An 18169-nucleotide genomic window follows, 5' to 3' on the forward strand; every position below is an offset into this window, starting at 1 on the left:
CTCAACAAGCCGACCGAGCTGTCAAAGAAGCGGGGCATCATCAAGCACCACTTGAGCCCGGCCTTCGGCAACCGACGGCTCGACCAGATCGACGCGCGAGCGATCGACAACTACAAGGCCCAGAAGCTCGAGCAGCGATCCCGCCGTGGCGAGCCCTTCGAGCCGAAGACGATCAACAATCACCTGAAGGTCCTCAGCCGGCTCCTCCGCGTGGCGCACAAGTGGAACTTGATCGTCGACATGCCCCGCGTCGGCCACCTCAAGGAGCGCAAGAGCGAGTTCAACTTCCTCGACTTCGAGGAGGCCGATGCGTTCATCACCGCGGCCGCCGAGCACTACCCCGAGTGGCATCCATTCGTGGTCGTGGCGGTCCGAACCGGGCTGCGCGTCGGCGAGCTCGTCGCGCTGCGCTGGCGCGAGGATGTCGACCTCGACCGGGGCCGGCTCAGGGTCCAGCGCTCCTACCACCCGGAGAACGGATTCTTGACCACGAAGAACGACAAGATCCGCGAGCTCCCCCTGACCTGGGACGCGATCGATCCGCTCCACGCCGAGCGCTCACGGGCCAACGGTGAACTCGTGTTCCCCGGCGAAGACGGCGAGGTCATGTATACGAACCCCTGCAACGACGCTCTCGAGCTGATCGCCGGGTCGATCGACATGCGTCCGATCCACAACCACGACTTAAGGCACACGTTCGCCTCGCATGCGGTCATGCGTGGGGTTCCGATCCCACAGGTCCAGGAGTCGCTCGGTCACAGCAACATCATGATGACGATGCGGTACGCGCACCTGGCCCAGGGGATCGGCGACGATCTGATCCGCCGCCTCGCGCCTGATCGCCCGAGCGGGGGCACACCCCGGCGTCGGGGTGCACGACCACAGCACATGGGCAGCACCGAAAAACGGCGACGGCCGAAGTTGGCCGCCAAAGTACCTGTAGGAGACGGATCTTGAGTTAGTGCAAGGAGCTGCGAAGCCCCTCATCAACACTAGCCGTTGAAGCGCATGGCCTGCGCGCGGGGAATCTCCGCGCCAGCGAGGTAGAACTTCGGCAGCTTGCTCAGCAGCAAGTGCACGCGCCGCCGCAAGGGCAGCTCGCGGAACTCCGCGAAGCTAAACCGTTGCTCGCCCTCACCCTCGCCAAACACGACCTCATCAAAGGTTGGCGACTCGAGAAATCCCGCGCCGCTACGCCCGGGCATTGTGGGTTGAGTTGCAGCCATCATTCGTTCAATACCTCCGACTTGGTTGAACCGACGATCGTCAAGACTTCACCAACGAGCTCGGGCGGCACGCTGAGGGCGACCAAGGTGGCCTCGAGGTGATCCGCGATGGCGGAGAAGTGCTCCACGGCGAGCCCGCGGCTGATCAGCCGAGCGTGGGCCGCCCGCATGTCCGTGCCCGTGTAGTCGTGGGGCCCGCCGAAGGCCATGGTCATGAACGCGATCTGCTTGTTGATCTGCTTGTCCATGTCCAGGTCGTCGAAGAAGTGCGAGAGCGACTCATCCGACATGATGCGGTCGTAAAACATCCCAACGGTCGCAGTGATTGCTGCTTCGCCGCCGATTCGCTCGTAGAGGGTAGGCTCCGTCACTTCGTTTGACCTCGGCTCCACAGTACGCCTACTCACGTCGCGAACCAAGCACGTATTTGCCGCTGCGCACCTGGCACTGCGCGCAAAAACGACGAACGCGGCGCTTGCGGGGCTTGTCCCAAGGATCACGGAGTGCCCCAATTGTCAGTAGTCGACGCTGTTCACATTGGACGGGTGAGTCCATTGGCGCATTTGGGGACACCGGCGCGTCGAGTGTAGACATTTCGCCACTCCACTCATCACCTCGACTGCGGGTGGGGTCGCCCATTGGGCGGCGCGGAGCTCACAATCGCGCATCCGCCGTCTCGCATTGCGAGGGGGAGATCTCTCCTGTGTAGAAATCAGCGCGGGCGGGCGCGCACCCAGCCCCGGCGCGCGTCGATCGGCTCGAATTCGAACTCCACGGGCAAGAAGCGCGCGATGATCTGCGCGTTGGTCTTGGCGTGGAGCGTGGGCGTGGTGCTGAGGAACACCGACTCGTTGCCCTCGGCGGCGGCGAGGCCCATGGGGATCAACAGCTGATCCGCGAGGTGCTCACCCACAGGCACGTCGGCGTCGAGCCACTTCCGCAGCTGCGCGCAGGCACGCTCGGCGACGAGCTCCGCGAGCAGGCCCTTCTCGCCGAAGCCGGTGGCGACCTCCGCCCCGCCCTCGGCCTTGACGAGCAGGCACAGCGCGTTGCCAGGGCCGCGGCCCTCGAGCTCGATCGCGTGACAATCTTCGGCCGCCCAATTCAGCTCGCGCCGGACCACGACGAGCTCGCGGTTGGCGATGTGGCTTGGCAGGTTGGCGACGAACGCCAGCGCCTCACAGCTGAGGATCTCACCGCGCTCGTCGAGCTCGACGGGCGCCGGGGGGTAGCCGCCTTCGAGCTCGACCACGAAGCGCCCGCCGCCAGCCGGGAAAAACCCCGCCTGCTCCAGCGTGGCCGAGATGTCGAGGCCAAGCCGCCGCATGTGCGGCAAGAACACCCGCTGCAAGAACTCGAAGGGCGGCGCCATCGGGTTGTGGGTGCCGCCCTCGAAGGTGATCAGCGAGCGGCCCGGAGTTGCCAGCAGCGGCCACACCACGGTCTGGAACACCAAGGTCGCGCTGCCGGCCGTGCCGACCCTGAAGGCTCGCTCCCCGTGGGTGATCGGTCCGGGGATGAACTCGAGCTCGAGCGAGCGCAGCTCATCGCCGCGCACGGTCGCCCCGCTGACCTCGGCCGCGGCCCGGACCGCCGCGAGGTGCTGGCGCATCAGCCCGGGCTGTCGGCGTTTGCTGCGGATGTTGACGATCCGCAGCGGCGCGCCGGTGACCGCCGCCAACGCCAGCGAGGTGCGCAGGACCTGGCCGCCGCCTTCCCCCTGCGAGCCGTCGATGACGATTGTCTCGGTCTCGCCGCTCATTCGCCGGTCCCCTCCCCCTTCACGTGGACATCGAACCACTCCAAGAAGCGGGTGGCGAAGTCGAGCGCGTGCACGTTCTCGCTGATCCCGTGGCCCTCGCGCGGGTACATGACCAGCTGCGTGGGCACGCCCAGGTGTTTGAGGCCGCGGTAGAGCTCCAGCGACTGCCCGGTGGGCACCCGGGTGTCGGCTTGGCCGTGAACGATCAGCGCGGCGGTCTTCGAGTTGGCGATGTGGGCCAGCGGCGAGCGCTCCCACGGGAGCGCCATGTCGTCCCACGGCCACAGCTTCCAGTGGACCAGTGAGTTCTCGTGCTCGATCTCGGTGGTCCCGGTGAACGACACCCAGTTGGTGATCGCGGCGGCGATCATCGCGGCCTTGAAGCGATCGCTGTACACGGTCGCGGCCAAGCCCGAGAAGTAGCCGCCGTAGCTCCAGCCGCCCATGCCGACCCGCGCGGCGTCGACCAAGCCCTGCTCGACGAGGTGATCGATCCCGGCGAGCACGTCGGTGAATTCCTTGCCGCCAAGATCTTGGTGATCTGCGGTCGCGAACGCGGTCCCCCGCCCGGCGCTGCCCCGATAGTTGGGCATGAACACGACGTAGCCGCGGGCCGCGAACAGCTGGGCGGGATAGGTCGCGCGGGTGGTCCAGCCGTCCAGCGAGACGCCCTCGGGCCCGCCGTGGGGCAGCACGGCCAGCGGGTAGCGCTGTCCGGCTTCGTAGTTCACGGGCTTGATGACGACGCCCTCGAGCTCGAGGCCGTCTTCGGCCTTCCAGCGCACGACCTCTTGAACGCCGAGCTTGCGGGTCAGCAGCGAGGGATTGGCGACCGTCGTCCGGGTCAGCCGGCGGGTGCCGAGCTTGCCCGAGAACACCTCGCGCGGGTGCGAGCTGGTGTCGCCGACACACGCCAGCACCCCGTCGCGGGACCAGCTGCGCGCGGTGCCGGGCGCGAAGCTGAGCTCGTGACAGATCGGCCCATCTTCTATCAGCGGTTGGACCGCGCCGCCCTCGACCGCGACCGCGTTGATCGTCGTCTTGGTGCCTTGCTCGGCCAGCAGCAGCACGGTCCCCGCGTCGGCCCAGTCGAGCCAGCTCCCGGTCGCCTCGAGCCCCGCCGTGAGCGCCCTGGCCTCACCGCCGCCGCTTGCGACCACGTGGACGATCCCCGCGGTCGAGTCGTGAATGTTGGCCGCGCCCAGGAACGCCAGCTGCGCGCCGTCGGGCGACCAGGCCATGCGCCCGAGCTTGCCCGCGGTCTGGGTCAGCGGCTTCAGCTCGGCGCCGTCCGTGCCCAGCTTGGCGTCCAGCGTGTACAGCGACGAGTACATCATCGTGTGATCGATGCTGGCCTGCTCGCTGGCGCGAACCGCCAAGCGCGAGCTGTCGGGCGCCCAGCAAAAATCGATCACGTGCTGGCCGCTGGTGACCAGCTCGCGCGACTCGGCCGTGCCCAGATCCACGGCGAACAGGCGGGTCTTGGTGCCGCCGTCCTCGTCGACGACCCAGTCGCGGCCGGCCTCGCGGGCCTTCGCGTCTGCGTCGCGCTCACGCGCGCTGGTGTACGCGACCTGCTTACCGTCGGGCGACCACTCGAACGCGCCGACCGAGCTGGTCGCGGCGAACAAGGGCTCGGCCTCGCCGCCCGCGATGGCGATCACGTACACCTGGGTGTGCGCGTCGCCGGGCCGCTTGGACAAGAACGCCAGGCGCGTGCCGTCGGGTGACCAGCGCGGCGCCCACGAGCTGTGGCCCTCGGGCGAGAACCGCCGCGGCTCGAGCTTGCCGGCCGCGTCGACCAACCAGATCTGACTGACCGCGCGACCCGGCTCGGCCAGCGCGCTGGGGACCCGCAGCACGTGGGCGATCAGCTTGCCGCTCGGCGACAGCTCGACGTCGGCCACCTCTTTCATCAGCACGATGTCCTCGGCCGTCAGCGCCTCGGTCCGCGGCGCGGCCTCGGCCTGCGTGACCCACGAGACCGTCGTGGGTTCGACCTTGTGGGCGCAGGCGGACAACAGCGCGAGCAGGAGCAACGGGGCCAAGCGCGTCGACATGCGGCGGAGCATACAGATCGCGCGCAGCCGCGGCCAGCGCCGGTGGAGCAACGTTTCAGCGCCCTTGCAGGTCCGGCCGCACGCCGTAGCTGGCCAGCGCGGCGAGCCCGTGTTCGCGCAGCTGCTGGGCGCGAGCGCGGGCGGGGCTGGGTAGCGCAGCCGCGAGCTCGAGCTCGACGATCGCCGCGAACACCTCGGCCCCCTCGGGGCCCTGCGTCAGCGCCAGCGCCGTCTCGAGCTGCTCGATCGCCAGATCGGGCTGCCCGTCCGCGAGCGCGAGGCGTCCAAGCTCGAGCCGAACCGCCCACGCGAACGGATGCACGCTGCCGTCCGGGCGAGTCAGAGCCGTCAGCGCCTGCGCGAGCTGCTCGCGCGCCTCGTCGCGGCGATCGAGCTCGCGCAGGATCTCGGCCAGCTGCGTGCGCGCACGAGCGACGTCCGCGCTGTCGGGGCCGAGCACGCTCGCGCTGAATTCGACGAGCTCGTGGGCGTGAGCGTGAGCGGACGCGAGATCGCCCTCGTGCAGCTCCAGCATCGCCAAGGTCGAGAGCGGACCGATCCGGCGAACTTCGGCAGCTTCGGTCTGGGCCAGCGCGAGCTCGGCCTGCGCCGCGTAGTTGCGCGCGAGCTCGTACTCGCCAAGCCACCAGCTGACCTCGGCGAGCTCGGCCTGGACGGCCATCCGCCGCGAGTCTTGGGCGTCATAGCTGCGCTCGTAGATCGTCGCCGCATGAGCGAAGTGCTCGCGGGCGTCGCGATGGCGACCAAGCAGCATCAGCAGCGTGGCCAGGTTGCGCTCGGTCGTGGCGTAGTTGAGGTGCTCGCTGCCGATCTTGGCCGCGGTCAGCTCCAGGCTCTGCCGGGTGTGACGAACGGCCTCGTGAAACTCGCCCGCGATCGACCGCATCGCGCCCAAATTTTGGTGACACATGCTCACGTGCGGGTGATCCGATCCGTAGAGCCGCTCGAGATCGGCGAGCGCGGCCTCGAGCAGCTCGATCGCGCCGATGTAGTCGCCCCTTCGGTACTCCGCCGCGCTGAGGTTCATGCGGGTCTTGGCGATCAGCGGGTGATGCGGGCCGTAGGCCTCGGTCCACAGCTCGATCGCCTCGCTATACTCGGCCGCCCCGCGCACGAAGTCGCGGCCCGAGCTCGTCAAGATGTTGCCGTAGTTCAAGTGGAGCTGACCGCGGAGCGCGGTGGGGCTGCCGGGCAGGGCCTCGACGAGCGCGCTCGCGGCGTCGAGCTCGGCGAGGGCGTCGTCCCAGTGTTGCTGCCGCTCCTGCATGACAGCGGCGTTGATGTGCACGCGGGCCGCCAGCTCGGGGGTCCGCGCGGGGTCGATCCGGGCGTGCAGCAGCTCGCTAATTCCCAGCGCCCGCGAGAAGTCGCCCCGGGCCGTGTGGGTCATGACCAGATCGATCAGGATCGTGCTCTCGAGATCGCGCTCGTCGAGCTGCGCGGCGCTGGTGAGCGCGGCCATGCTCGCGTCGCGAGCCTCGTCGAGCCGTCCAAGCTCGCGCAGGAGGTAGCCGCGCTCACGGTGCGCGCGCGCGAGTCCCTTGGGGTCGTCGAGCCGCGTCGCCCGCTCGATCGCTTGGTCGGCGGCCTCGAGCGCGGCCTCGTAGCGGCCAAATTCGCCGCGCACACGCGCGCGGACCAGGGCATCTTCAACGCTGAGCAGGGCGATCCGCCGATCGTCCTCGAGCAGGTCACCGCGGCCAATGTGATCGCGCTGCGTGTCAACGCGACACGCCCGCGGATCCTCGAGCGCGAGCACCGAGTCACGCGCGCGCGCGACGATCTCGGGGTCGGCGGCGAGCAGGGTCTCGCTGAGCGCGGCGATGCTTCGCAGCCGACGATCGAGGCACATCAACTGCTCGCTCATGACCTCGACCGACACCTTGGCCTCGACCATGGTCGCGCGACACACCTCCTCGCGCACGGTCGACCAGGTCTGGAGCTGCTCGTCGAGCCCGCCCGCGACCTGCTCGAAGGCCTCGGCTGCGAACGCGACCCCGGTCGCCTCGAACGCGGCCTCGACCTCGGCGCGCCGCTGCGGATCCCACACGTTCACGAATTCGTCAGGCGGCAGCGCGCAGGGATCGGCCAGGGTCTCGTCCGAGGCCCGCGCGAGCCCAAAGCCCGCGCCCAGCAGACCGGCGACCAACGCCACCCCCGCGATCCACCGGCGGCGACGCAGGCGAGGATCCTCGCCCAACACCGCGAGCAGCTGCTCCATGGACTCGAAGCGGTGGTTGGGGTCGATGCACAAGCCGCGCTCGAGCGCCGCGTGAACATGCGGGGCGCGGATCGACGCGGGCGCGATCTTGGGGACACCCTCGAGCTTGGCCGCGAGCAGGCGATCGACGTCGTCCCCCATGAACGGACGCTGGCCGTACACCGCCTCCCACAACGACACGCAAAACGCGTACTGATCCGCCCGGCTGTCGGCGGGTTCGCCCGCGTGCTGCTCTGGAGCCATGTACGCGGGTGTTCCGGCCACGCGAGACCGGCCGGCCGAAGCTCCGCCCCCGCGCAGCTTCCGGCCGACCCGCGCGAGCCCAAAGTCGAGCACGCGCACCCGGCCGTCGGCGCCGAACATCACGTTGCCGGGCTTGAAGTCGAGGTGGACAAGATCACGTGCGTGCGCAGCTGCGAGCCCGCGACCTGCCTCGGTGAACACCCGCAACACCTCGCCCAGCTCGGGGCGCTCGCGCTCGCCAAGCCACTCGGCCAGCGTGGGCCCGGCGAGGTGCTCCATCACGATGAACACGCCGACCGCCGCCCGCCGGGCGACGCCGCTCTCACTGCCCCCGACCGCCGCGCTGGCTGGGGTCAGCGCGTCGGCCAGGCGCCCGACGTCATGAATGGCGACGACGTTCGGATGCGAGAGCTGAGCCAGGAGCTGGGCCTCGGACAGCAGCTCATCGCGGGTCGCGTCGAGCTTGGCGCCGGCCCGCTCGCGCCCGTAGACCACCTTGATCGCCACGCGACGATCGAGCTGCGGATCGAAGGCCGTCCACACCGTCCCAAATGCGCCGCGCCCGAGCCGATCCAACAGCACGTAGCGACCGAGCCGATCGATCGACTCGACCACGCGGTCCGCGAGATTGCCGCTCCCCGACACCGAAGCGCCAGCCCCCACGGAGCTGACGACCTTGGTCTCGACATCGGCGGTATTGTTTTCAGCTCGGGCGAGGGCTTCTCGCTCGCTTGCGGACACCTTCGTAGACTGGCTCACCGAGGGCAGCAAACTCATCGCCGGTAGTCTAGTCCCACAGCCTCGAGCTGGAGAGGGCGATCATCTACCAGTTCGCCCCAATCGTTCAGTGTGAAGCGCGCAATTCGGCCGCCGATCGCTCAGGGGCTGACGTGCGAGGTCTTGCCCTCGAGCATGTTCGCAACCCAGTCGACCATGCGGATCCCGTTGACGTTGGTCAGGTAGTAGCTCAGGAAGCTGATCGAGGTGTGTGACGTGCCGCCTTGCAGGTACGTCCCCCAGTTGTCGTGGGCCGAGAGCTCGCTGCGCAGCGCGTAGACGCCCTCTTCGAAGTACGCGCCGTTCATCGGCAGCTCGATGATGCCGGGCGGACACTCCTGCCCGCCCTGGTTTTGCACGCCGTAGCCAAAGAAGGTCCGAATCACGAGATCCTGCTCTGACGAGATCAGGCCCAAGGTCTGATCTGCGTGTTTTTCAGCCAGGTAGTGGGCGAGGTTGTAGACCCCGCCGCCGTTGTCGGCGAAGCACTCGGGGCAGTCGGGCGGCAGCGTCGCGTCGAGGTTGAACAGGTCGCGCCATGTCTGTTGCAGACACGGAACTAAGTAAGGATCCATCAGCGGCGGCCCGGAGTCGTCGATCAATGTGACCATGGACCCATCGAATGCATCCGCGATTCGGTCGTAGTTGAACGCCGCCCCAAACCCGCCTGCGCTGATCCCCGTGACCAACACGTGCGACGTGTCTTTGAAGGTTGGCACAATACGATCGAGAAATTCGTGGACGTTGGAGTACCCAACAAATTGCTGTGGCGCCCCCAACGCAAACCCAGGAACCGGGGTATCCGGCGCGGCGCCTGCGTGGACGTCACCCGTGCAGTAGGGCACGTAGATGAAGTTCCAATCGCGGAGCGGGTTGTCGGCGTTGGTGGTGCTGAACAGCCCGCCTTGCAGCACGGTGGTTTGCCAGATCAGATCGAAGGTGAGCTGATCGAAGTTGGCGAAGCTGGCGTAGAACAGCGCGCAGGTGGCCGCGTTGAAGCAACCGCCGCCGCCCTCGAAGAAGATCGCCAGCTCGTCGGAGATGCCATAGCGCACCCCGATCCCGGCCGGGCTGCCGTCGATGCACTTGGCCCCCGGGATGTCGACCCAGTTCCAGTCCCCCGGTGGCGCCTCGGGCAGCGGATCCCCGGTGTAGAGGGGCTCCTCGGGCTCCTCGGGCAGATCTGCGGGGGTCCCCGTCTCGCTCTCGCTCTCGCCGTTGGTGTCGCTGTCGCTCTCGCTCTCGCCGTCGCTCTCGGCTTCGGGCTCCGCGGTCTCGGCTCCGGCTGTGTCCGATGCGGTGCCGCTCGTCGCGTCGGTCCCTTGGTCTGCAGCGACTGGGTCTTCACTGCAAGCGCCCAGCAGCCCGACCATCAGCGCGCAGATGTACTTTGGAACACGCAGCGAAATCACCACGACAAGGTATTCAAATTCCTCCCGCTTGGAAACACCCTTCGGACAAAAATCAAAACCGCAAGCTCGCCCCCCCGCTCAACCCGCGCATTCCCACAAAGGCGCCATCAAAATAGATCGCCGCTTGGTCGCCAATCGCCAGGTTGAACCCAGCGGCGACCGACACGTGATAGAGGTCGCTGCCAATCAAGCGCTGATCACCCTGGTTCCAGAATACGGGCCCGCCAAACCCACGTACCGCCAAATAGGGGCTCCACGCCTCGCCGAGCGTCCAGCCAACGCTTACGTCACCTTTGACATCGAGTGCATGTATTCCGGCTTGCTCCCGATCGGACGCGCGCCGCGTCGAAGCGGAAGACCCACTCAATGTACCAACGATCAATAAGTACGGAATCTCGGGCTTCGCACCAAAATAGCGACGGGCAACCGTCAACGACCACACGACCCCGGGCCGAATCTCCCAGCTGTCGGTTGGCGCCCCGCGCAGGCCGTTGACCCGCCCACCCATGTGCGGCCCCACGGCGGCCCCAAGCACCAGGCCATTGTTCAGGGCGGCGACGAAGCTCAGCGCGTACGCCGACTGCCGAAACCGGTAGCGGCCAGCGTTGACGAACACCAGCCGGGTGTCCGAGAACCCGTAGCTGACGCCAAGCGAGAACGGCCGGCGCCGGGTCTCGGCCGCCGTCGCCATGCACCCGGTCGGACCGACCGGCGCGCTCACGCCTCAGGCTTGGGCAAGCCGGGGGGCGGTGAAGGTCGCGGTGCCGAGCAGCAGAGCCAAGAGCCAGGGGCGTGAGCGCATGGACGGCAGGGTAGCGGATCGCGAAGCGGCGCGCTGATGGCTCGAGCGCTGCCTGCCAGCTGCACCACGGCTGAAACAGATGCCCGATCACCACGCTCGACAGCGTCGCCGCCCGCGAGCCGAGGATCGTCAGCGCGTCGTCGGCCTGGCAGTGCGGGCACGGCCTCGTGAACCGTGGGCGCTCGAGCTCGCGGTCGGCCCCGTGCAGCGTCACCTGGTTCCGCCGCACTGGCTGCGGCACACAGCGCTCGGTCGTAGCCCATCGCGTAGCGCAGCCGCCACGGCAGCGAGCACACCCACTGACGAACGGGGACCCTGCGATATCGCTCGTTAGGTATGAATCCGCGCAGTGGTGTGGTCACAGCCGATCGACCATGCGTGGCTTGAACGCTCACTGCCACGCCGGGGGCTGCCCGTGTGCTGTAGACTGCGCGCGACGTGACATTCGCAAAAATTGGCGTGCCCGCTCTCGGTCTGGACCTCACGCTTGGCGCGACCGCGGGCGACAAGGGCGAAGGAAGGACCGGTGATGTTGACGGCGACCTGTGTGGCACCGACCCCGGCTGGGGTACCGCTGCGGTTGGCCAGCGCGACAGAGCGACTCTGATGCGACGCACACCACTTTGGCTTCTCACATTAACCCTGGCCTGCACCAACCTCGCGTGTTCTGGCGGCGTCGTTGACGGTCGTCAAGACACGACCGGCGTGACGAGCTTCTCTGACACGACCGTCGGCGACACGAACGACACGGCCGAGACTCCAGGCGACGGCGACGGCGACGGCGACGACGGCGAGCCCGATCTGCCCAGCGACACGGCCGACGAAGACACGAGCGAGACCACGACCGACGGTGGGCTCCCCGAGCTGCGCGAGTGTGTCTTGCAGTCCACCGACTACGGCGGACCGCTGCAGCCCCTCGACGCGCCCGTCGGCTCGGACGTTCGGCTGATCTTCGAGGTCCCCAGCCTGCCCGATCCCGCGCTCGTCGAAGACGCGATCCTCACCTTTGACAGCTACGACGCCGATCACCCCAATCAAGAGGGCATGGTCTGGGTCAACGGCGCTGGCCCCTACGATCTGCCCGCCAACCTCGACTGGGACAACATGTCTGGGACTGGAAGCATCGACGTCAGCGGGACCACGATCGCGGGCCTCAACACGATCGAGTTCGGCCCTGGCACGCTCGAGCCGGCTTCCGTGTATCAGATCGGCAACCTCCAGCTCACGATCACGGCCCACGTCGAAGCTTGCCCCGACGGACCCGGTCCACCAGATCCCAACGCGATCGCGCGCGAGGTCTGGTACCACGAGGCCAACTACACGAAACGCCACAACTGGGTGCTGCGCTGCGCGCCGGGGTTCGAGTACGCGTTCTCGGCCTACGGCGACGAGCACATCCCGAGTGACTGCGGCGGCCTCTACAACCCCGACGGCAGCCGCACGGGCACGGCGATCTTCCACTTCGACGACGTCGTGCCCGCGACCTACGAGATCCAGCTTCGATCCCGGCACACCGTCAACCGCAACCCGATGGGCGCGCTGTTCGTGGTCGACGGGGTCGGCAAGCGGATCTTCCAGAACGACGACCAGGACTTCACGACCGACATCTGGGGCAACAAGGCCCTGTCGGGCGACGTCGACATCGTGCTCGACTCGACGATGGAGAACGCCAGCGACAGCGTCCAGTGGGTCAAGATCGTGCCCGTCGGGAACTGACGCGTCGGCCGCAAGAGGCCCGGCTGTGTCGCGTCGGTGGGTGAGGCAGCCGCTGCACAACCGGCTAGAGAAACACCGGCTGCATGTCCTCGGGCATCTCGAGCAGCTCGTCGTCGGTCAAGCGCGCGTAGATCTCGATCAGGTTGCCGCCCGGATCCGTCAGCCACAGCTCGTGCAGCGGCGTGCCCTGCCAGGTGGTGCGCGCGGGCTTGTGGATCGGCCAGCCCCCCAGCTCCGCGCCGCGCTGCGCTGCGATCACCGCGTCGCGCGAGCCAACGTCGATGCCGAGGTGATAGAGGGTGTCGTGATGCAGCGGCTTGCCGTCGTCCACGAGCAGGACGAGGTTGGTGCGCAGCGGCTCGCTCACGAAGGTCACATAGCGGTGCGTCCACTCCTTCGGAGAGACCCGCAGCAACCACGTGTAGAAGCGCGCGGCCGCCGGGAGGTCGGGCACCCGGATGCTCGCGTGGAACTCGTGCGGGTCCGGGCCCGCCGGGACGTCGCGGAGCGCCGCGAGGACCTCGATCCGCCCGCGGAGCTGGTCGCGTGCGACCCGGAAGTGCTGCAGACGCTGCTCGTCGTCGAGCTGCTCGTGCGCGCGCTCGGGGTCACGCAGCGGCCAGTGCAAGCGCGGCGCTCGACCGAGGGACAGGCCCTCCTCGGCGCACAGCGCGATGACGAGGTCGATCCGCTCGAGCTCGACGGTGTCCACCGACTTCGAGGTGTGGGTCGAGAGATCGATGCCGAGCTCGCGCATGGCCGCGATCGCCAAGGGGTTCACGCGCGTCGGCGACGAGCCGGCCGACTGCACACGTACGCTGTCGCCAAAGATCGCGCGGGCGAGGCCCTCGGCCATCTGCGAGCGGGCCGAGTTGGCGACACACAGGAACAACAGGCTGTCGAATCGAAGTCCGGGCATGGCGGTATCTCTGGGTCTTCACGAAGGAGCGATGTCTGGCGCGAATTTCAGGTCGTCACGAGATCGTCGCACCCGATCTGGACGAGGTCACACGCGGGTGACGCTGCCGTCGGTACGCAGGGCGAGCATCACGGGCTCGAGCGCGCAGGCTTGCGCGAGCGTGTTGGAGATGGTCCCGAACTTGCGGATGTTCTTGTGCAGCAGGGCGCAGCGCACCGCGGGCTCGTCGGTGTGCACGCGCAGCTCGTAGGATGCACGGATGATCCGAGGCGGAGCGTCTTGTCGCTCCAGCTCGACGTCGACCTGCGCGGCCGAGTAGGCGAAGGGCAGCATCTGGCCGAAGCGCTCGACGTTCTTGAGCACGCAGGCGGCCAGCGACGCGGCCAGCAGGTGCGCCGGCCCGGGCACCGCGTCGCCCATCGTCGGGCTCCCGTCGAACTCGATCTGCGCGGCGAGGGTGTGAATGCGTCCGGTGACGCCGGGTTGGTTGTCTCCGCGCGCGCGGTAGATGTTGCTGGTCATGGACTTGGCTGGGGACGGCGCCAGTGTGGACGACCTGCTCGTCGATGACCACAGCCGGAGTCGACAGTACGGTAGCCGATGGCGCGCCGCTGCGGCGAGACGCCGTGGTAGCGTAGCGAATGGCCGCCCAGACCCTGCGCCGAGGCTTTCACGTCGCCGCCGCGTTCAACATCCTTGGCACCTTGCTGTTCAGCCGCGGCCTGACCAACGACCTGCTCGGTGAGCTCGATCCCGGCGTGTTCGGCATCCCAGGTCTGCTGCTCATCTGCATCTGGGGCCTGGCCTATCTCGCGCTCGCGGACAGCTTCGAGGCCGCGCCCCGGGTCGCGCTGGTGTTTGCAATCGAGAAGCTGTTCTACGTCGGCAACTGGATCTGCTGGCTCACAATCCACGGCGGCGAGCTCGGCGAGGTCTGGTCCCGCGACCCCATGACCGCCGTCTTCTACGCCAGCTACGGTCTCGGCGACGGCGCCTTCGCGCTGTTCTTCATCTACGTGTGGACGCGACGGCCTCCGGCCGGTGATGGCCGAATATAGTAGTCTCCCGGCGCATGGACGTCGCAGGCAAGCTCGTCGTGATCACCGGTGCCAGCCAGGGCATGGGCGCCGGCACTTCGCTGGCCCTCGGCAAGCAAGGCGCGCGGGTGATCCTGGTCGCCCGCACAAAGGCCAAGCTGCAGGCGATCGCCGATCAGATCACCGCGGCCGGCGGCGAGGCCCACGTGCGCCCCTGCGACCTCTCGGATCCGGCCAGCGTCACGGCCCTCGGCGAAGAGGTGACCAGCTCGCTCGGGGTCCCCGACGTGATCATCAACAACGCCGGCGCCGGCCGCTGGCTGGCCGTCGACGAGACCCCGCTCGAAGAGGCCGTGCAGATGATGCAGGCGCCCTACTTCGCGGCCTTCTTCGTCACCCGCGTGTTCTTGCCCGCGATGATCGAGCGCCGCAGCGGCCTGATCGTCAACGTGCAGTCGCCCATGAGCCGGGTGGTCGCGGGCGGGTGCACCGGCTACGCCGCCTGCCGCTGGGCGCTGCGCGGCTTCAACGAGGGCCTGCGCGCGGATCTGCGGGGCACCGGTGTGCGGGTGACCGAGGTGATGTTTGGCGAGGTGACCTCGGACTATTGGGACAACAACCCCGGGGCCAAAGAGCGCTTGCCGGGGATCGCCAATATGCTGATCCCAACGATGACCACCGAGCAAGTTGGCGCCGCGATGATCAAGGCGATCCGCGCAGAGCGGCGGGTGTTCATGCGGCCGTTCATGCTCACCGTGATCGTGTGCCTGCTTTGGATGTTCCCTTCATTCGTCCGCTGGCTCACCGTCCGCACCGGCTGGCAACGAGAGCTGTCTTAGGTCTTCTAGAGGTTGTTACAGACCCTTGCGCCTGGCCCGACGCGCGGCCCGACGATTGGCCTGGCGGCGCTCGACCTTGCGGCGGATCACGTACAGCGACGGCACCAAGATCAAGGTGATCGTCGTTGCGAAGATCAACCCATAGCCCAGCGCCAGCGACATCGGTGACAGCAGCGCGTCGCGGCCCCCCAGCCCGTACGCGGTCGGCATCACCCCGGCGACGGTCGTGAGCGTGGTCAGCAGCACCGGGCGCAGGCGCTGGGTCGCGATGTTGGCGACCTCGTCGATCAGCTCGGCCAAGCCGCCGTCGCCGGTCCCCGTCTGATTGAGCGAGGTCACCATCACGATCGAGTCGTTCACGACCACACCCGACAGACCCGTGATCCCAAGCAGGGCAAACAGCGAGATCGGGATCTGGTGGGCGGCGTAGGCCCAGACCACGCCGACCAACCCTAGCGGCACGGCCGAGACCACGAACATCGCCTGGGTCAGCGAGCCCGTCAGCAGCATCACCACCATCACGATCCCGATCAGCGCGAGCACGAACACGGTCGGCATCTCGCCCAGGGTCTCGCCGGTCTTGGTCGCCTCGCCGCCAATTTGCACGCGGACCTGGGGCTCGTGCTCGGCGAAGCGCGGCAGCAGCTCGGCCTCGATCGTCTTGGCCAGCGAGGTCGCGGTCTCACCCGAGCCCGGCAAGATCCCCGAGGTCAAGGTCGTGGTCCGGATCCCGTCGCGGCGGTGGTAGGTCGCGAGCGCGTCGACCTCGATCGGCTCGACGAAATTGCGCAGCGCGTGCATCCGGCCGTCCTCGCCGCGCACGGGCGTTGACAGCAACAAGTCGAGATCGGCCCGCGCGGCCGGATCGAAGCGGACCCGGATCGCCACGCGCTCGTCGAGGTCGCGCAGCTCGGTCACCGGGATCCCGAAGAACGCGGCCTTGACCGTGCGCGAGATGGTCTCGACGTCGACCTGCTCGAGCGCCATGCGGCGGTGATCCAAGCGCAGATCGACCTGCCGGATCCCCGGTCGTTGATCACTCTCGAGATCGACGACCGCCGGCAGCCCCTGCAAGTAGGCCCGGACCTCATTGCTGACTTGGCGGCGCAGCCCGTCGTCGTTGCTCGACACGTGGATCTCGACGGGCCGGCCCATCGGCGGCCCGATCCGCGCGGCCTCGTAGACCACCTCGAGCTCTTTGGACACGTGCAGCTCTTGCTTGACCCGGGCGATCCAGGCCGCGGCCGAGTGCGCGCGCTCGTTGCTCAAATACACGGTGACGAAGCCCTCGTGATCGGCGACGCCGCGGTCCCGCTCGTTGCGGCGCACCTCTTGGTGGCCAACCCGCGCCGTGATCCCGTCGAGGTCGTCGCCAATGATCGCGGGCAGCTGCTGCTCGAGCCCACGCAGCAGCGCCTCGGTCCGCTCGATCGGGGTGCCAAGCGGGGCCGTGACCCGCAGGTAGAACGCCTCGGCGTCGTCCTGCGGGAACATGGTCACGGGCATCGACGTGCGCATGTACTGCACGGTGCCCACGAACAAGCTGGCGAACACCAGCACCACCAGGCCCCCGTGGGGCAGCACCTTGCGCAGCACGGCCGTGTACACCCGCTCGAGCGCCTTGATGAACCCGGCCTTGGGCTTGGCCAGCGCGCGGGTCCGATCACCATGGCCCACGATGTGACTGGGCAAGATGAAGAAGCACTCGAACAGCGAGACCGCGAGGGTCAAGATCACGATCGTCGGGATCGCCCAGGAAAATTTACCCGGGATCCCGCCCAGCAAGAACAGCGGCGAGAACGCCAGGATCGTGGTCAGCGACGACCCGATCACCGGGATCGACATCTCCTCGGTGCCCTTGATCGCCGCCTCCTGTGGATCGACGCCGGCCTCGAGGTGAAACGCGATGCGCTCGGCGATGATGATCGCGTCGTCAACGACGATCCCGATCACCAGCACGAAGCCAGCGAGCGAGACCATGTTGATCGAGATCCCCAGCGCCGGGATCAAGGCCGCGACCCCGAGCAGCGCGAACGGCAGCCCAAACGCGACCCAGAACGCGATCCGAAACGACAAGAACAGCAGCAAGACCGCGAGCACCAACACCACGCCGCCGATCCCGTTGGTGATCACCACGTCGAGGCGGTTGCGGGTCTGGCGAGACACATCGTTGAAGGTGTGGACCTCGACGCCGTCCGGCAGCGGGAAGTCCTCGAGCAGCGCGTAGATGTCGTCGACCGTGTCGAGGATGTCGGCGCTCTCGCGCTTGCGCACGATCAAGCTGAAGCTGGTCTTGCCGTTGGCGTGGACCCGCAGCCCGGTGTCTTCGCGGGTCTCGCGGATCTGCGCGACGTCGCGGATCCGCAGCGCGCCGCCGTTGGCCCCGCGAAACCGGAGGATCGTGTCGCCGATCTGCGCGGCGTCGCGGTACTCGCCCGACATCACGACCTGGCGCTGCAGCGGGTACGCGCTCAGCCGGCCCCCGGTGCTCTTGACGTTGCGCCGCGAGAGCGCGGCCATGACCTCGTCTAGGGTCACCTGCTGGGCGCGCGCGCGGACCGGATCGAGCAACACCTCGATCTCGGGATCCCCGATCCCGACCTCCTCGACCTTGCCGACGCCGTTGATCTCTTGAATCCGCGGGCGCAGCAGCTCGACGACCTCGAGCGTCGCCGCCGTTGGGCCCGTCAGCGAGATCTCGAGCACCGCCGCCTTGGCCGGGTTGAAGCGGGCGAGCACGGGCGGCGCCTCGAGCTCGGCCGGGAAGTCTTGGATCGCGTCGATCGCCTTTTGCAGATCACGCTCGACGGCCTCGACCTCGCGCGGCGAGAGATCCTCGTAGAGGTTCACGTTCACGACGGAGAGCCCGTCCTGCGAGACCGAGCTGTACTCCTCGACGCCGTCGATCTCGCGGATCGCTTCTTCGATCGGGTCGGTGATCTTCGACTCGACGTCGTCCGGCGCGGCGCCAGGCAAGATCGTGGTGATCGCAACCGAGTTGATCGTGATCGCCGGAAACCCCTCGCGCTGGCTGCGGCTGACGACCAGCAGGCCGATCGCTAGCACCGCGATCGTGATCATGTGAACCAGCAGCGGCCGCGACAAGAAGAACCGAATCACGCCACGTCACTCCT

The 18169-nt window shown here is 67.9% G+C and carries 14 protein-coding genes; 4 read left to right on the plus strand and 10 right to left on the minus strand.

The features are described 5' to 3' along the window. Positions 1-51 precede the first annotated feature (51 nt). Complete coding sequence (locus tag DB30_RS15505) at positions 52-957, plus strand: tyrosine-type recombinase/integrase (RefSeq protein ID WP_052549577.1); 906 nt, start codon at positions 52-54, stop codon at positions 955-957. A 35-nt stretch (positions 958-992) separates the two neighbouring features. On the opposite strand, the gene DB30_RS15510 is transcribed toward DB30_RS15505, so the two are convergent. The 7 genes from DB30_RS15510 to DB30_RS15540 form a co-directional block, all read right to left on the minus strand. Continuing rightward, the gene (locus DB30_RS15510; protein WP_052549579.1) at positions 993-1205 is read right to left on the minus strand and encodes a hypothetical protein; all 213 of its coding nucleotides are present in this window, start codon (positions 1203-1205) and stop codon (positions 993-995) included. A 20-nt stretch (positions 1206-1225) separates the two neighbouring features. Then, on the minus strand, positions 1226-1726 hold the full coding sequence (locus tag DB30_RS15515; RefSeq protein ID WP_338082192.1) for a group I truncated hemoglobin: 501 nt from the start codon (positions 1724-1726) through the stop codon (positions 1226-1228). Between the two features lie 212 nt (positions 1727-1938). Then, complete coding sequence (rtcA, locus tag DB30_RS15520) at positions 1939-2988, minus strand: RNA 3'-terminal phosphate cyclase (RefSeq protein WP_052549581.1); 1050 nt, start codon at positions 2986-2988, stop codon at positions 1939-1941. Next, positions 2985-5048: a S9 family peptidase gene (locus DB30_RS15525; RefSeq protein WP_165703785.1), complete on the minus strand. Its 2064-nt coding sequence runs from the start codon at positions 5046-5048 to the stop codon at positions 2985-2987. The genes rtcA and DB30_RS15525 overlap by 4 nt, the downstream gene beginning before the upstream one ends. A 55-nt stretch (positions 5049-5103) precedes the next feature. After that, the gene (locus tag DB30_RS15530; protein WP_146659068.1) at positions 5104-8310 is read right to left on the minus strand and encodes a serine/threonine-protein kinase; all 3207 of its coding nucleotides are present in this window, start codon (positions 8308-8310) and stop codon (positions 5104-5106) included. Between the two features lie 101 nt (positions 8311-8411). Further along, positions 8412-9722: a pectin acetylesterase-family hydrolase gene (locus tag DB30_RS15535; RefSeq protein ID WP_146659070.1), complete on the minus strand. Its 1311-nt coding sequence runs from the start codon at positions 9720-9722 to the stop codon at positions 8412-8414. Between the two features lie 52 nt (positions 9723-9774). After that, positions 9775-10443 (minus strand): hypothetical protein, encoded by a 669-nt coding sequence (locus DB30_RS15540; protein ID WP_146659072.1) that lies wholly within the window; start codon positions 10441-10443, stop codon positions 9775-9777. Between the two features lie 519 nt (positions 10444-10962). On the opposite strand from DB30_RS15540, the gene DB30_RS15545 reads away from it, so the two are divergent. After that, positions 10963-12240, plus strand: coding sequence for a hypothetical protein (locus tag DB30_RS15545; protein WP_146659073.1), 1278 nt, complete (start codon positions 10963-10965; stop codon positions 12238-12240). Between the two features lie 64 nt (positions 12241-12304). On the opposite strand, the gene DB30_RS15550 is transcribed toward DB30_RS15545, so the two are convergent. Beyond that, entirely contained in the window at positions 12305-13159 is an 855-nt protein-coding gene (locus DB30_RS15550; RefSeq protein ID WP_146659075.1) for a VOC family protein, read from the minus strand. A gap of 87 nt (positions 13160-13246) precedes the next feature. Then, entirely contained in the window at positions 13247-13681 is a 435-nt protein-coding gene (locus DB30_RS15555) for an OsmC family protein (protein WP_052549595.1), read from the minus strand. A 119-nt stretch (positions 13682-13800) separates the two neighbouring features. Between DB30_RS15555 and DB30_RS15560 the strand changes: the two genes are divergently transcribed. Then, positions 13801-14217 carry a hypothetical protein gene (locus tag DB30_RS15560; RefSeq protein WP_052549597.1) on the plus strand — a complete coding sequence of 139 codons (417 nt, stop codon included), beginning with the start codon at positions 13801-13803 and terminating at the stop codon, positions 14215-14217. 14 nt (positions 14218-14231) lie between these two features. Further along, a complete protein-coding gene (locus tag DB30_RS15565) occupies positions 14232-15035 on the plus strand; it encodes an SDR family NAD(P)-dependent oxidoreductase (protein ID WP_052549599.1) in 804 nt (267 codons plus the stop codon). Positions 15036-15050: 15 nt separating this feature from the next. Here DB30_RS15565 and DB30_RS15570 read toward each other — a convergent pair whose 3' ends face one another. Next, positions 15051-18155, minus strand: coding sequence for an efflux RND transporter permease subunit (locus tag DB30_RS15570; RefSeq protein WP_052549601.1), 3105 nt, complete (start codon positions 18153-18155; stop codon positions 15051-15053). Positions 18156-18169 lie beyond the last annotated feature (14 nt).

The organism is Enhygromyxa salina, from assembly GCF_000737335.2.
In the GTDB taxonomy this organism is placed as follows: Bacteria; Myxococcota_A; Polyangia; order Nannocystales; family Nannocystaceae; genus Plesiocystis; species Plesiocystis salina_C.